Raw genomic sequence first — 15,772 nt, 5'->3', positions numbered from 1 at the left:
CGATGAGAGTGTTTACGCCGGATGGCACGGAATTGATGACGATCACGAGCGTTGAAGCGACGACGCAGGGAATCGTGATCGGCGGCACGATTATGGGGGCGATGCCGCTCAAGGGGCTGATATCGCCACGTGAGTTGCAAGCAGGCAGGAAATTTCTCAGCTTGGGGTTGATCTGGCGCGGGCTCAGGATGTTGTTCGGAAAATAGGAGGAAGGCGATGACCTTGCTGACCTTGAAATTGCCCCTTACCGTTATTGGCCATGGTAGCCATCGCTGCCTGCCTGACGAGCTTGCGAATCTGCAGCTAAGAAAGCCGCTATTGGTGAGTGATCGTGGGGTTGCCGCAGCGGGGATTGTGGACCGCATTTTGGGGGCGTTGGAGGGGCTCGGCGCCGTTGCCGTTATGGCGGATGTCACTGAAAATCCGCTGTTTAGCGATGCGGATAGAGGCGCCGGCTTGTTTCACGCCAGGGGCTGCGACGCGGTCATTGCCTTGGGCGGCGGCTCGGTGATCGATACGGCGAAGTATATCGCGCTGCTGGCAGGCAATGGCGGCCATATTGCCGAGTATTTTGAAGAAAACCCGAAGCCTTTTCGAAAAGGGGTGCCTCTCTTCGTGCTGCCGACCACGGCCGGGACCGGCAGTGAGGCTTCGCCCGATGCCGGGATTCATCCGGAAGCCTTGCGCCCTTCCGTTGGCTTGCGCTCCCGCCATATTGTTCCGGATATCGCGATCCTCGATCCCGAGCTGACTGTTACCCTTCCCGCGCACCTGACCGCCGCGACCGGGATCGACGCTATTTCCCATTGCATTGAAGGTTACCTTGCGAACCAGGAAACCACGTTAACCGATTCAATTCTGCTGGACGGCATAGCCAAGGCGGTAAGGTCGCTTCCCATCGCTGTCCGGAATGGAGCGGCACTCGAAGCTCGTGAGGAGTTGCTGCTGGCCGCCTATGCGGGGGGCGTTGGGATCGGGATGGGTCTTGGCCCTGCCCATGCCATCGCCATTAGTTGCGGTGATCAGGGATTTCATCACGGCTTGTTGAGTGGGATTGGGTTGGTTTGCACGCTTGATCGGATTGGCCATTACGCGCCCACGCGCGCCGCGGCTTTGGGCAGGGTGCTGGGCGCGGAGGAGGGAGAGGCGCTATCCGCCGCGATAGCCCGGCTGATGTACGGCATGGGTCTGCCGGCCACACTTGGTGAACTTGGGTATAAGGCGCAGAATATCACCAGCCTTGCCGCGATGGCGCAGGCTTCGCCTTTCAACCTTACTGCTCGCTATCATTTTTCTGCATCCGAATATGCTGAAATGCTGGTCCAGTCTTTGAAAGTGTGACGGAGGTGATCTATGAGTTGGATCCCGTTACGTGGAACAGAAAAGAATGCCGGACAAGCAGCTAGCCCAAGATCTGACTTCAAGAGCAAAATTTTTTCAGGACGCCTGCAGCGGGGAGCCGAAGCGGCGGCGAACCCGCGCGCTCATTCTTGATACGGCGATTGAAATCATGTCCGAGAAAGGCATCGAGCGAACTTCGATTTTAGAGATCGCGCAGCGTGCGGGCCTTTCAAATGGCAGCTTTTATTATCATTTTCGAGACAAAAAAGAACTGCTCGACGCGGTTGGCGGCGCTATGGCGATGATCATGGTGCGGGAAGTCGACGAGGCGATTTCCTCGATCGACAATGGCGTTGAACGTGTGGCCATGGCAACGATATTATTCATTCAGCGTGCCGTATCCTCGCCAAGCTGGGGGGGATTGATCGTTCATGCTTTGGCCGAGCTGGGCGAGTTCAGGGAGCAAATATCCCAGGGGATTCAAAAAGACGTACGGATTGGTATCGAACAGGGGCTGTTTGACATCAGCCTGACGCAGCCGGCGCTTTCCATGTTATTGGCCATTGTCGCTGTGGCGATCCGCGAACAATTAGCCTCGCCCGTGCATGCGCTCGATATAGGTAAGGAGGCGATATCGATGATTTTGCGCGCAGTCGGCGTCGGGCGGCAAGAGGTTGAAAAAGTCATGGCCCGCGTCGATTTCATGCTTATGCATGACGGGTCGGCGCCGCGCTAAAGGAAGCAAAATTCTTGACCAAAAAACCGAAAAACGGTACAACCGTATTGTAATACGATCCGCCTAGCTGGATCTAGAAAAGATGCGTAAGCGTTTTCGGGAAGCGTCCGTTTTAAGGAAAAATAATGAATCGCGCAGAAACCGAAAGAGGGTTTGGCTCGTGGTCTGTGGTTGTCGGATCGACCATTAGTCTCATCATCAGCACTGGTCCCGTCCTACAATTTACCTTTGGCCTATTTGTGAAGCCCGTCGCCCAGGAGCTTGGGTGCGGACGGGGCGTCATTTCCTTGGCATTGACGGTTAGTTTGGCATGCACTGCGGTATGTACGCCGATTGTGGGACGCCTAATCGACAGGTTTGGGGTTCGTCTGGTTTGTGTACTCTCAATCTTGCTGTTCGCATCATCTCTGATAGCTATCGGGCTGACCTCTGAGTCGGCCGTGGTCTATATACTCGGCTATGCGCTAGCTGGCATTTTTGCCGCGGGACAAAGCCCTCTACCGTATGCCAAAGCCGTCGCAAGCTCTTTTAAGAAAAAACGCGGCCTGGCTTTAGGAGTTACGATGACAGGCGTCGGTTTAGGTGTACTGCTACTGCCAGCCCTGACGGCCTATGCCATTGCCGTGTATGGTTGGCGTACAGCTTATTTTGTACTTGCCGGCCTATTGTTGGTCATCGCTCTTCCGGCGGTCATTTTTCTTGTGCAGGAGCGTGATACAGCCGTTTCCGAAGACAAACCCATTTCGGGATATTCATTGAATGAAGCGCTGCGGCAAAGTGTTTTTTGGCAAATGGTAATCGCAGTTTTCTTTGTTGCATTGGCATCTTCAGGTATTTTTACACATGTGGTTCCGATGATGATAGATCGGGGAGTTTCACCCGAGTTAGCTTCGCGTGCGATTAGCGTAGGCGGTATTGCATTGATCATTGGCCGCCTTACCTCCGGATTTTTGCTTGATCGGTTGCCGGCAAAGCTGGTCGTAAGCGGATTTTTTTTGTTGCCGTTATGCGGCATTATGATCATCTCCGTGTGTCACACTCTCAGTCTTGCACTTTTGGGATCTTTCTTGGTAGGGCTTGGTCTAGGTGCAGAAGTGGATATGATCGCTTTTCTCACGGGCTTATATTTTGGTCGCCGTGCCTTTGGGGAGATTTACGGGTATCTGTTTTTTGTGTTTATGGCCGGCTCTTCGCTTGGGCCACTGGTTATGGGATTATCGTTCAGTCATACAGGCTCGTATAAATTAGCGATCTATGCTTTGGCGATTGGTGTCGCGGTGGCTGTTTGTGCCACAAGTAAAATGAATCGGCCTCGGAAAATCGCTGCTTAGAGGCTGGGATCTTCTACACAGATATTGAAATATCTTCTTTTCTTAGTGAAGAAGTTTCAAGAATTTCGATGAAACGCGCCGCCAGAGGCAGAATATGCTCGTCACGGCGCACGCGGTAACCGATCCAGCGAGTGGTCGCCGGTCCGTCAATGGGGACCGCCGTCAACTCTCCAGCATTGATCTCTGTTTGGATCGCTTTATCTGGCAATATCCCGAAAATGTTGCCGGCCATACAAAGCTGCCTCACCGCAAAAAAAGAATCGCAGCGTATAGCGTTGCAGGGGATTGGCACTCCTGAAGCTATAAAAATAGCATCAACCTGCTTCCGGAATAGCGAACCCGGCATCGGTATCGCCCAAGGATATTCCTTTAGATTTAATAGTTCAGTCGCATTGAAGTGATTGAGGCTTTGACAAGGTTTAAATACTATACAGAGTTGGTCTCGCTTCAGCTTGACCTCTCGAATGTCATTGGAAGGGGCTTGCAATCCCACAACGCCAACGACCACATCTATTTCATGTTGGAGCAGCATCTCGTCTAATTTATCATCGGGCCCTTCCAAAATAGTGGCGCGCAAAATCCCGGCTTCCTCGATGAGTGACTTCATTGCCTGTGGAATGAGTCTGGCCAAGGCGATAGGCGAAGCACCGATCATTAGTTCTCCGCTGCTACCTTCGCTTCGCGCGTTGAGCTCAACAGCCGCCCGCCGGCGCGTAGTCTCAATGGTTTTCGAATAATGGTTAAGAATTAAACCGTAATGGGTTGGGGTAACCCCCGCGCACCACGTTCAAGCAAAGGCACCCCAAGTTGATGCTCAAGTTGGGAGATCTTCATCGATAATGCCGGTTGCGAGATATTAAGATGCAACGCGGCGCGACTCAAAGAGCCTTGCTCAACGATAGCGTGAAATATCGACAGGAGGCTGGCGTCTGGAGTTATCATTTTGCTGATACCATACCACAGTTTTATTATTTGTGCAGAAGATATTTCATTCGTTAAATGCCCGGATAAACATAAAGAGGAAAAATTCCACCAGCAAAGCTGGTGGTCGAGCTACTTGCGTAAGCTTTAGGTGCGGGCAAGCCCGCATTTCCGATGGGGAAATAAAATGTCTGACCAGTTTACCGTCGCTATAATCGAGAACAAGTTCCTAAGCTATGAGTTTTCGGAAGTGGCTGCGCGCTGCCTAAATGCAGGATTTCGAGTTATAATCTACAAATCTCAAAATGAATTCCAATCTTCGGTATCAGACTATACCATAATTGATGCGATTTTGTGTCTAGGAAATACACCTTTTACAGCGGACATTCTTGATCTAATGCCGCGTTTGCGTGTTTTGTTGTCGGCGGTGACCGGCACCGAGGGATTCGATATCGAAGCCGCGACTGCGCGTAATATTCTCGTGGGCAACGGGCAGACGCAGATGAATTATACCTGCATGGCGGAATCTACGATTCTTCTTGTTCTTGCCGCCCTATACCGTCTTGATGAGACGAGACGTATTTTGCGCGACAATCTCCCTCGACCTTCGCCTTTAAACGCACGCGCGCTGTATCGTAAAAAACTTGGCTTTGTAGGGTTTGGCAAGATCGCTCAAGAAATGGCGGCGCGGCTGATGCCCTGGGGGGTGGAGATGCAAGCCTATGTGCATCGCGCCAATCCAAATCTGGAAAAGCTCAACATAAAAGCCGTAACGCTCGAAGAGCTTCTGAAAGATAGTGATATAATAAGTCTGAATTGTAGTCTCAACGAGCAAACTAAGCATATTTTGAATGCGGAGCGTCTTGCTTTGATTCGCCCCGAGGCAATTTTAGTGAACACTGCTCGCGGTGGGCTGGTTGATGAAGCTGCTCTAGCGGTTGCGCTGAAAGAACAGCGCATTGGTTATGCTGCGCTCGATACGTTCGAGGTTGAACCGCTGCCAGAGGAGAGCCCGTTGCGTGAATTGCCCAATGTAATGCTCACGCCACACATGGTTGGTCACACAGCCGAAACAAACCAGACGATACTGGAGACCGCTTGGAATAGTCTGGTTAATGCGTCCTCCTGGCAGCCTGTAATTTATGTAAAGAATCCTAATGTGCTGGCGCATTGGAGGAGCAGAGAATTGACTTAATTTAAAAAGATAAAACAAAAATGGAGAAGAAAAAATGACTGTCCAGCAACAAAACCCTCTAGGACGGGCTCCTGTTAGGGCTTATGCAATCGTATTGCTTCTATTCGTATTTCAAACGCTAAACTTCTTTGACAAATTGGCGTTTGGCGTCTCGGGCGTACCGATGATGCAGGAGTTTGGCATCACGCCAAAGCAGTTTGGCTTGATTGGAGCGGTCTTCTTTATCTTCTTTACTGTCGGTGGTACGATCATAGGCAGCTTTTTCGTGGGAAGGTACCGCAGCAAAACAATACTTTTGGCTCTTGCCGCGATTTGGACGGTTAGCCAGTTGCCCACGGCGTTTACCCACTCGCTCGCCGTCATCATTGCCTGCCGCATGTTGCTTGGCATTGGTGAAGGTGCGGCCTTGGCCACTGCAATGACGGCGGCTTTTGAATGGTTTCCTGTCGCGCATCGTAACATACCGTCTTCAATAATTTTGCAGGGAATAAGCGCCGGATTCCTCATTGGTGGGCCGCTGTTGTCATTTTTTGTTATAAAATTTGGCTGGCGATCGAGCTTCTTGCTCTGCGGTCTGTTGAGCTTCGTTTGGATGCTGCTTTATACAGCAATCGCCAAGGATGGACCGTTTATGCATCGTCCTGTGTCGCCTGCGGTGGCTGGCTTCAAGCTTCCTTTCAGAGTGCTATGGTTGGATCGGACGGTCCTTGGCGTTTTGCTAATGACGCTCTGCAGTTACTGGGTCATCGGTATGGCAGCGGTCTGGTTGCCGCCATTCCTTCGCCTGGGCCTGGGCTATGCGCCGATGCAAGCTGGTTGGATCATCTCAGCTATATATGTTGTACAGTCGCCGCTTTTGCTTGCTAGCGGGTGGTGCACGCAGGCAATGCGCCTGCGTGGCTGGAGCTCGCGGGCTTGCTTGGGCATAAGTTCTGGCTTGGCCATGTTGGTTAGCGGCTTGGCTTTGGTCGCAGCAGTCATCTTGCCTGTAGGTTGGGAACAGACTGTCCTTCTGGCCGCGGCCTTCTCGGTGCCTAGCGTCACGACTATTTTTGGCCCTGTGATCCTCTCCGCCGTAGCGCCGCCTGCGCAGCGAGACCGGCTGATCGTGGTTATTATTGCGGCTACATCTATCGCGGCTTTCTTCTCGAGTTATGCAAATGGTTGGATCGTTGGGCGGTTTCCGGAGGCCCAGCGTTACGGCTTTTCTCTCGCGTTTGGGCTTGGTGGATTGGTTTTACTGCTGGGTTCTTTGTTTGCCTTTACCATGATGTTTCCCGAGCAAACGGAAAAGCGCTTTCATGTTTATGGTATCGACGCGCAGAACATGGCGGGAGATTCCATCCTGGATTCACAGCATAATGCAATGCGAAGCTAAAGCTTTATCTAAACAATAAGAGTGAATAATGATGACATCCGATAGATCCCTTCATCCGATCTCCATCACAGAATTGGAACGCCGCTGGGCAATGCTTCGCAAATTGATGCGAGCGGAAAATCTTGATGCCCTTGTCTTTCAGAGCAACAATGATTGGCTTGGAGGCTATGTGAAGTGGCTTACCGATATTCCTGCGCAGAATGGCTATCCGCGTAGCGTTATTTTCTATCAAGACGAGCCGATGACAATAGTGGAGATGGGAGCGTTCGAGCTGCGACGAACTTTGGCGTCCGATGAACCGATTCATCGTGGAGTTAAAGAATTAATCGGGGTGCCGTCCTTCCTCTCGATTGACTATACGTCAGGTTATGAAGGTGGATTGGTTGCAGCCGAACTACACCGGCACGGAGTACGAAATGTCGGCATGGTGGGCGAAGGAGGAATGGCGCACGGATTTGTCAAAGCCTTGCGTGGCATTAGCAAAGATGCAGTGCAATTCCATGATTCTACCGATGCGGTAGATACGGTCAAGGCAGTAAAAAGTCATGAAGAACAGGTGATGATTCGCGCTGCTGCCGCTTTGCAAGATGATGTGTTTGCGCGGGTTTTAAAACAAATCAGACCAGGGCTTCGGGATACTGATCTGGCGGCCTTGGCGCAAAATGTCGGGCGCCAAGGTGGCAGCGAACAAGGTATAGTACTTGGCGCTTCCGCACCGATAGGAATGCGCTCAGTCTTCATGGGCAGCCATCTGCAGGGGCGGACTTTAGAAAAAAACGATCATATCTCGATATTGATCGAGATTAATGGTCCAGGCGGATTCTATACGGAAATCGCACGTACGATAGTGCTCGGGCGCGCTTCGAACGAACTGCTTGAAGGGTTTGAGGCCGTCAAGCAAGCGCAGGCTCACACGCTCTCACTGATCCGGCCAGGAGCCTCTTGTTCAAGCATCTTCGAGGCTCATAACCACTATATGAGATCCAACGGATTGCCGCCAGAAGCGCGTTTATACGCGCATGGTCAGGGGTACGATATGGTAGAGCGGCCCTTGATTCGCCAAGATGAGACCATGAATTTGGCGGAATCTATGTGTTTGGCAGTGCATCCTGGTTACGAAACAAAGTCGATGTTTGCAGTGATTTGCGATAATTATTTCGTGACGGAGATCGGGGTCAGCGAGTGTTTGCACAAAACCGAAAAAAAACTGTTTGAGCTTCTCTGATCGCTCGCCTCTAAAACCAGACGATTACCATGAGTTGGCGCAGTACATTGCCAGCTCCGGATAATTCCAAGCCGAAATGCTGGATAAAAAGGAATACTAACAAATAAAAAGGGAGAAAATCATGAATAAGATTATGTTGAGGCTTTCCACCTGCCTGGCGGCGCTGGCGTTTAGCGGCGTTGCCAACGCGGCCATGCAAGGTAGCAATGCCGAATACCCTCCCGGTAATACCTTAGGTATTCCAACGGGTATGCTACCACCGCCCGGTCTATATGTTACGTTCAAGCCAAGCTACACGCAGGGCAAGAGCGTGAATGGGGAAGGTCACTATACGGGTGGGCATTCTAGCGTTTGGGGAGCGACTGGCTCAATAGGGTATATCCCCGGTATTAAGATACTCGGCGCGCAATATGGATTTTTTATTCGATCGCTTGGATATCTTAACGTCGCTCTGACTAAGCCGGCAGCTGCGGGCGGCAAGACCTATAGCCGTGTAGGAATGGTCGATACCGAATTTACGCCTGTTTCGTTGAGCTGGAACCTGGGTCATCGTGTTTTTCTCAACGGTGAATTCTCGTTTTATATTCCAAATGGACAATACAGCTCGACAGCAACGGTTAACGTTGGCCAAAATCACTGGACAATTGAGCCGGATATGTCTGTCTCGTATCTGCCGGGTCCGTATCAATTCACCGCACATCTAACGATCGATAAGAATTTTGAAAACCAGAATAAGCATTACACAAACGGTACGACAATGGACTGGGATTTCACAGCATTGCGTTCCTTTGGCAAATTTAGTTTTGGACCAGTCGGTTATTTTTACAAGCAAATTACTCCCGATGAGGGGCCCGTGGCACTTAATGGTGGGTCACCAGAAGCTATAGCTGCGGGCGTTGATGCCGCCTACCATGCGAAGGGCTATCTTCTGAATATGTATTGGGTCCATGACGTTTATGATCGAAATGTGACGGATAATAGTAAAATTCTAATCTCTTTTGTGGTTCCTATTGCATAGGTGCATCTGATTTTGCGTGCGGATTTCTGTTCCATACTTATCTTGTGGTTCTTGAGCCGCACGAGGTGCCGTCGACTGCTTGTCGGCGGCACTTGAGTCCGTTTAAGGGTTCTATTGTTCCAGAAACTTAGCCAATTTAAACCTTATCAAGACATGATGTGCCGTTTTGAAATCATCGTCGATTTTGGTATTCTCTACAAACCTATCAAGCGGTGCATTTCCACAAGAAGGGCCGTGTCACGGTACGGGCGTGAAAGCAAGTCGCGACTAATGATAATTCCGAACAGACGGAAAGTCTTGCGTCAATTGGGAAAAAGTTTCCGCGTTGCGCGTTGACCATGTACTATTTGTTTTGGCCACTCCGTTTTTAATCAAAAGCGGTGTCGGATGGCTTGCTCCCTTATAAAGAAGGAACTTAAGATGATTTCTAGGCGCACTCGAATTGAAGACTTCTCTGTCGCCACGGTTCTGTATGATTTTGTGAACCGGGAGGCGCTGCCGGGCACGGGGCTGGAGCAGGAGGCCTTCTGGGCCGGGTTCGCCAAGCTGCTGAAGCATTTCGCCACCACCAACGCGGTGCTGCTCGGCAAGCGCGACGAAATTCAGAAAAAGCTGGATGGCTGGTACCGCGCCCAGAAAGGAAAGCCGCACGACCAGGGGGCCTATGAGGCCTATCTGCGCGAGATCGGCTATCTTTTGCCCGAACCGGCGGCGTTTTCGGTGGAAACCTCGAAGGTGGATGACGAGATCGCGGTGATCGCCGGGCCGCAGCTGGTGGTGCCGGTCTCCAATGCCCGTTACGCGCTCAACGCCGCCAATGCCCGCTGGGGCAGCCTGTATGATGCGCTCTACGGCACCGACGCGCTGCCGGAGACGGATGGCGCCACCCGCGGCAAGGGCTTCAACCCGGTGCGCGCGGATGCGGTGATCGCCCGTGCCCGCGCCTTCCTGGATGCGGCGTTCCCGCTGGAGGAGGGCAGCCACGCGGATGCGTTGGGCTACAAGGTTGAGGCGGGCAGGCTGGTGGTGCTGCTGCCCTCCGGCGATGTCGGCTTGAAAAATCCCGGCCAGTTCGCCGGCTATAATGGCGATGCCGCATCCCCCAGCGCGGTGCTGCTGAAGAATCATCATCTGCACGCCGAAATCGTCATCGACGCGACCCACCCGATCGGCAAGAACGACACCGCCCATATCGCCGACATCATCCTGGAATCCGCGATCAGCACGATCATGGATGCCGAGGATTCGGTGGCGGCGGTGGATGCCGATGACAAGGTGCTGGTCTATCGCAACTGGCTGGGGCTGATGCAGGGTACGCTGAGCGCCCCGGTGGAGAAGGGCGGCAAGGTTTTCGAGCGCAAGCTCAACCCGGACCGCAGCTACACCGCGCCGGATGGCTCGACACTGACTTTGCATGGCCGCTCGCTGCTGCTGGTGCGCAATGTCGGCCACCATATGCTGACGGATATGATCACCATTGATGGCCAGGAGGTGCCGGAGACGGTGATCGACGCCGTCATCACCTCGCTGATCGCCAAGCATGACCTCACCGCCCGCCGCAATTCCCGCCAGGGTTCGGTCTATATCGTGAAGCCGAAAATGCACGGGCCGGAAGAGGCGGCGAATGCCAATGCGCTGTTCGGCGCGGTGGAGGAGCTGCTGCAGATCCCCGCCAACACGCTGAAAATGGGCATCATGGACGAGGAGCGCCGCACCAGCGCCAACCTGAAAGCCTGCATCGCGGCGGCGAAGCATCGGGTGGTGTTCATCAATACCGGCTTCCTGGACCGCACTGGGGATGAGATCCACACCTCGATGGAAGCGGGCCCCTTCCTGCGCAAGAACGACATCAAGGCGCAGCCCTGGATCAAATCCTACGAGGACCGCAACGTGGATTTCGGGCTGGAATGCGGGCTGCAGGGCAAGGCGCAGATCGGCAAGGGCATGTGGGCCGCGCCGGACCAGATGGCGGCGATGCTGGAGCAGAAGATCGCGCATCCGAAGGCCGGCGCCAACACCGCCTGGGTGCCGTCCCCCACCGCCGCCACGCTGCATGCCATGCACTACCATGATGTGGACGTGCTGGCCCGGCAGAACGAGTTGAAGAGCCGCCCGCCGGCGAAGCTCTCGGACTTGCTGACGGTGCCGCTGGCGCAGGGCGTGAATTGGAGCCCGGAAGAGATCCAGCAGGAGCTGGATAATAACGCGCAAGGGCTGCTGGGCTATGTGGTGCGCTGGATCGACCAGGGGGTCGGCTGCTCCAAAGTGCCGGATATTCATGATGTCGGGCTGATGGAAGATCGTGCGACGCTGCGGATTTCCTCCCAGCATATCGCCAACTGGCTGCATCACGGCATCGTCTCCAAGGACCAGGTGCTGGAGACGCTGAAGCGCATGGCGCTGGTGGTGGACAAGCAGAATGCCGGCGATGCGGCCTATAAGCCGATGGCGCCCGGCTATGACGGCCCGGCCTTCAAGGCGGCGCTGGATCTGGTGTTCGAGGGGCTGAGCCAGCCCAACGGCTATACCGAGTTCATCCTCACCCGCCGCCGCCGCGAGGCCAAGGCGCTAGACGTTGCGCTAACTATGCCGTCTGATAGAGCATTAAGAGCTATATCCAGAATATTACGTGCCAAAGTTTCTCAAAGGAATGTCACATGAATTATGAGGGAAGTTAATGTTTCGTAATAATTTTTGTTCTACAAAATTGGATGCTGATTTCGATCGGCATTAGATCGGAGGTGAACTGATTATTTAAGGCCTCAGATCAATTTTTGTAAATTATTGAACGTTGGGAAATATATTGATGCGGTTAGCGGTTTTGAAGGAGCGTCGTGCGGGAGAATTCCGCGTGGCGGCCACGCCTGACACGGTGAAGAAACTGATCGGGCTGGGCCTGACGGTGGCGATTGAGACCGGGGCGGGGATCGCGGCGGCGATTCCGGATGCGGAATTCGTCGCGGCGGGCGCCGAGATTGTGCCGGATGCGGCCTCCGCGCTGGCCGGGGCCGGGATTCTCTTCGCCGTGGCCGCGCCGGATGAGGCGGTGCGGGCTTTGATCGCGCCGGGCACGCTGCTGATCGCCACCCTCGGCGCGGCGTCCGACCCCGCGCTGGCGCCGGCGCTGGCGGCGGCGAAAATCGATGCGGTGGGGCTGGAGCTGCTGCCGCGCATCACCCGGGCGCAGAGCATGGATGTGCTCTCCTCCCAGGCCAACCTCGCCGGCTATCGCGCCGTGATCGAGGGCGCTTATGAATTCTCCCGCGGCTTCCCGCTGATGATGACCGCCGCCGGCACCGTGGCGCCGGCGCGGGTGTTCGTGATCGGCGCCGGTGTGGCGGGGCTGCAGGCGATTGCCACCGCGCGGCGCCTCGGCGGCGTGGTCTCGGGTACGGATGTGCGCCCGGCGGCCAAGGAAGAGATCAAGTCGCTCGGCGCCAGCTATATCGGTGTCGATGACGAGGAATCGGCCAAGCAGACCGGGCCTTATGCCGGACAGATGTCCGATGAGTTCCGCAAGAAGCAGGCGGAGCTGATGGCCACCACCGTGGCAAAGAATGACATCGTGATCTGCACCGCTCTGGTGCAGGGCCGCAAGGCGCCGGTGATCGTCACCTCCGAAATGGTGGCATCGATGAAGCCGGGCTCGATCATCGTCGATCTCGCGGCGGAAGCCGGCGGCAATTGCGCCGAGACGGTGCCGGGCGAGACCATCACCACCGCCAACGGCGTGAAGATCGTCGGCCACAAGAACTGGCCCTCGCGCATCGCGGTGGCCTCCAGCCAGCTTTATGCCCGCAATCTGCTCACCTTCCTCACCAATTTCTGGGACAAGGACGCCAAGGCGCCGAACCTGAAGCCGGAGGATGATCTGATCAAGGGCGCGCTGCTCACCAAGGGCGGCGAGATCGTCCACCCCAACTTCAAGCCCGCCGTTTAATTCGCAGGGAGGCTTCATCATCATGACACCCGCAGACTTGGCCGCCCAGGCGGCGGACCTCGCCCATCAGGCCTCGATCCTGGCGCAGAACGCCGCCGGGGTGGCCGCCGTGGCCGCCCAGCACGCGCCGCCGGCAGCACCCTTCGTGTTCCTGTTCAGCATTTTCGTGATGGCCGTGTTCGTCGGCTATTACGTGGTCTGGTCGGTCACCCCGGCGCTGCATTCGCCTTTGATGGCGGTGACCAACGCCATCTCCTCCGTCATCATCGTCGGCGCGATGCTGGCCACCGGGCTGCATGGCTCGATGGTGGCGCATGTGTTCGGCTTCCTGGCGGTGGTGCTGGTCAGCGTCAATATTTTCGGCGGCTTCGCGGTCACCAACCGCATGCTGGCCATGTTCAAGAAGAAGTAACGCCAGATGAACCAGTCTCTCACCTCGTTTGCGTATCTCGTCGCGGCGGTTCTGTTCATCCTGGCGCTGCGCGGCCTCTCGCACCCCACCACCTCGCGCCAAGGCAACCGCTTTGGCATGATCGGCATGGTCATCGCCATCCTCGCCACCTTCCTGCATGGCGGGATGGATTGGGGCTGGGCGCTGAGCATCATCCTGGGCATCGCCATCGGCGGCGGCATCGGCCTGGTGGTGGCGCAGAAGATCAAGATGACGGCGCTGCCGCAGCTGGTCGCGGCCTTCCACTCGCTGGTGGGTCTGGCCGCCGTGTTCGTCGCCACCTCGGCGCTGAACGCGCCGCAGAGCTTTGGCATCGGCACGCCGCATAATATCCACACCGAGAGCCTGATCGAAATGTCGATCGGCCTGGCCATCGGCGCCATCACCTTCACCGGCTCGCTGATCGCCTTCGCCAAGCTGCAGGCTTTGATGAAGGGCACGCCGATCACCTTCCCCGGCCAGCATAAGCTCAATGGCGGGCTGGGGGTGTTGATCGTGCTGCTGATCATCGCCTTCGTCGCCTCCGGCGGCAGCACGGTGCTGTTCGCGCTGATCGCGCTGGTGGCGCTGGCGCTGGGCTTCCTGCTGATCATCCCGATCGGCGGGGCGGACATGCCGGTCGTGGTCTCGATGCTGAATTCCTATTCCGGCTGGGCGGCCTCAGGCATCGGCTTTACCATCGGCAATCTGGCGCTGATCATCACCGGCGCGCTGGTCGGCTCCTCGGGTGCGATTCTGTCCTACATCATGTGCAAGGGCATGAACCGCTCGATCATCAACGTCATCGCCGGCGGCTTCGGCAATAGCGGCGATGCCGGCGCGGTGGCGGGTGGTTCCTCCGGCGACAAGGCGGTGAAGCATGGCTCCGCCGACGATGCCGGCTTCATCATGAAGAACGCCTCCAAGGTGATCGTGGTGCCGGGCTATGGCATGGCGGTGGCGCAGGCGCAGCACGCGCTGCGCGAGATGGCCGACACGCTGAAGAAGGAAGGGGGGGAAGTGAAATACGCCATCCATCCGGTGGCGGGGCGCATGCCGGGGCATATGAACGTGCTGCTGGCGGAAGCCAATGTGCCGTATGACGAGGTGTTCGAGCTGGAGCAGATCAATAACGAGTTCGCCACCGCGGATGTCGTCTATGTGATCGGCGCCAACGACGTGACCAACCCGGCGGCGAAGACCAACCCGGCCAGCCCGATTTTCGGCATGCCGATCCTGGAAGTGGACAAGGCCAAGACCGTGCTGTTCGTGAAGCGCTCAATGGCGTCCGGCTATGCCGGCGTGGAGAATGAGCTGTTCTTCAAGGACAACACCATGATGCTGTTCGGCGATGCGAAGAAGATGACCGAAGAGATCGTCCAGGCGCTCAATCACTGAGATGCGACAAGGCCGGGACAAAATCCCAGAATAGAGCGCAGTCTTTTGCTGGCGACGCACTGGCAATTATAGCCTGCATAGGGTTTTTGTGCCTCGTGAATCGAGAAATGGGCTTTTGAGGTGTGCCTTATAAAACTGTGCGTGTGTCCTGCTTAGTTCAACCAACCAGTGTATTACTGTGCAAAATCCGGAATGATCTAAAGATTTTAAGTGCACTTTTTAGGCTCACTCGCTGCATGACCTGCGGTGCGGGCCCGCCTTATTCCTGCCTGCGCTGGACCGGGAATTACACCAAGGCGCAACAATTAGTGGCGGCCTTGCGGTGCGTCGGGTCCCAAGGGCTGGTTTACTCCAGCAGGCGCAACCCTGACGGCGTTTGGCAGGGCTGTCTTACGACGCCGCCTTTGCAAGGGCGCCATCTTGATTATCACTGGGATGGTGGTCGCGTTGATTTGGTCCGCGATGCGGGGACACGGGAGGTTTTTCGGGTGAAGGAATGCTGAAGGGGCAGGAGCAAACGAGAGCCAGATATGTTCGCAATTTACGAAGAGACATCCTTCAGTCCACCAGGGTTTTGGGAGGCCGATGGGTAGTTTGGGTATGCCTCGCGTTAAACGGTGCGGGCGTTGTGTTTAGGTTGGCCAATTAGGGCATTTTGAGCCAAAAATCGAAACGAGCGAGGATTTTTAAGTGTAGTATTTAGGGTAGTGCACATGATCTTTTGAAAGATAGAAGAATATACTTGACTAAATTTAATGTTGTTCCGTCTCATAACCTGAAGGTCCCTGGTTCAAATCCAGGTCCCGCAACCAAGTTTCTAAATAAAATCAAAGAGATAAAGCGCCGCAGAAGGCGCTAA

14 protein-coding genes are annotated in these 15,772 nt (G+C 55.1%); 12 read left to right on the top strand and 2 right to left on the bottom strand.

All coding sequences use genetic code 11. The features are described 5' to 3' along the window. Nucleotides 1-2 precede the first annotated feature (2 nt). From ACZ46S_RS09675 to ACZ46S_RS09660, 4 genes are all read left to right on the top strand, one after another. Entirely contained in the window at nucleotides 3-206 is a 204-nt protein-coding gene (locus ACZ46S_RS09675) for a hypothetical protein (RefSeq protein ID WP_464061545.1), read from the top strand. Between the two features lie 10 nt (nucleotides 207-216). Beyond that, nucleotides 217-1,341, top strand: a complete 1,125-nt coding sequence (locus ACZ46S_RS09670) for an iron-containing alcohol dehydrogenase (RefSeq protein WP_464061544.1) — start codon at nucleotides 217-219, stop codon at nucleotides 1,339-1,341. A gap of 46 nt (nucleotides 1,342-1,387) precedes the next feature. Next, nucleotides 1,388-2,077: a TetR/AcrR family transcriptional regulator gene (locus ACZ46S_RS09665; RefSeq protein ID WP_464061543.1), complete on the top strand. Its 690-nt coding sequence runs from the start codon at nucleotides 1,388-1,390 to the stop codon at nucleotides 2,075-2,077. 125 nt (nucleotides 2,078-2,202) lie between these two features. Next, complete coding sequence (locus ACZ46S_RS09660) at nucleotides 2,203-3,408, top strand: MFS transporter (protein WP_464061542.1); 1,206 nt, start codon at nucleotides 2,203-2,205, stop codon at nucleotides 3,406-3,408. Nucleotides 3,409-3,421: 13 nt separating this feature from the next. Here ACZ46S_RS09660 and ACZ46S_RS09655 read toward each other — a convergent pair whose 3' ends face one another. Together ACZ46S_RS09655 and ACZ46S_RS09650 are read right to left on the bottom strand one after the other, a co-directional pair. After that, nucleotides 3,422-4,132 (bottom strand): LysR substrate-binding domain-containing protein, encoded by a 711-nt coding sequence (locus tag ACZ46S_RS09655; RefSeq protein ID WP_464064278.1) that lies wholly within the window; start codon nucleotides 4,130-4,132, stop codon nucleotides 3,422-3,424. 23 nt (nucleotides 4,133-4,155) lie between these two features. Next, complete coding sequence (locus ACZ46S_RS09650) at nucleotides 4,156-4,350, bottom strand: helix-turn-helix domain-containing protein (protein ID WP_464061541.1); 195 nt, start codon at nucleotides 4,348-4,350, stop codon at nucleotides 4,156-4,158. A gap of 166 nt (nucleotides 4,351-4,516) precedes the next feature. Here ACZ46S_RS09650 and ACZ46S_RS09645 point away from each other — a divergent pair, with 166 nt between their 5' ends. The 8 genes from ACZ46S_RS09645 (at nucleotide 4,517) to ACZ46S_RS09610 (ending at nucleotide 14,913) form a co-directional block, all read left to right on the top strand. Further along, nucleotides 4,517-5,524, top strand: a complete 1,008-nt coding sequence (locus tag ACZ46S_RS09645; protein WP_464061540.1) for an NAD(P)-dependent oxidoreductase — start codon at nucleotides 4,517-4,519, stop codon at nucleotides 5,522-5,524. Nucleotides 5,525-5,558: 34 nt separating this feature from the next. Beyond that, nucleotides 5,559-6,902, top strand: coding sequence for an MFS transporter (locus ACZ46S_RS09640; protein ID WP_464061539.1), 1,344 nt, complete (start codon nucleotides 5,559-5,561; stop codon nucleotides 6,900-6,902). Between the two features lie 28 nt (nucleotides 6,903-6,930). Then, nucleotides 6,931-8,127: a M24 family metallopeptidase gene (locus ACZ46S_RS09635; protein WP_464061538.1), complete on the top strand. Its 1,197-nt coding sequence runs from the start codon at nucleotides 6,931-6,933 to the stop codon at nucleotides 8,125-8,127. Between the two features lie 121 nt (nucleotides 8,128-8,248). Further along, complete coding sequence (locus ACZ46S_RS09630) at nucleotides 8,249-9,145, top strand: SphA family protein (protein WP_464061537.1); 897 nt, start codon at nucleotides 8,249-8,251, stop codon at nucleotides 9,143-9,145. A 420-nt stretch (nucleotides 9,146-9,565) separates the two neighbouring features. After that, a complete protein-coding gene (locus ACZ46S_RS09625) occupies nucleotides 9,566-11,806 on the top strand; it encodes a malate synthase G (protein WP_464061536.1) in 2,241 nt (746 codons plus the stop codon). 145 nt (nucleotides 11,807-11,951) lie between these two features. Then, on the top strand, nucleotides 11,952-13,085 hold the full coding sequence (locus ACZ46S_RS09620; RefSeq protein WP_464061535.1) for a Re/Si-specific NAD(P)(+) transhydrogenase subunit alpha: 1,134 nt from the start codon (nucleotides 11,952-11,954) through the stop codon (nucleotides 13,083-13,085). Nucleotides 13,086-13,107: 22 nt separating this feature from the next. Next, nucleotides 13,108-13,497: a proton-translocating transhydrogenase family protein gene (locus ACZ46S_RS09615; protein WP_026439696.1), complete on the top strand. Its 390-nt coding sequence runs from the start codon at nucleotides 13,108-13,110 to the stop codon at nucleotides 13,495-13,497. Nucleotides 13,498-13,503: 6 nt separating this feature from the next. Next, nucleotides 13,504-14,913 carry an NAD(P)(+) transhydrogenase (Re/Si-specific) subunit beta gene (locus tag ACZ46S_RS09610; RefSeq protein WP_464061534.1) on the top strand — a complete coding sequence of 470 codons (1,410 nt, stop codon included), beginning with the start codon at nucleotides 13,504-13,506 and terminating at the stop codon, nucleotides 14,911-14,913. Nucleotides 14,914-15,772: the final 859 nt, after the last annotated feature.

It is taken from the genome of Acidocella aluminiidurans (assembly GCF_055383125.1).
The sequence above is the reverse complement of the archived record's forward strand: the minus strand, read 5'-3'. Positions and strand labels throughout refer to the sequence as shown.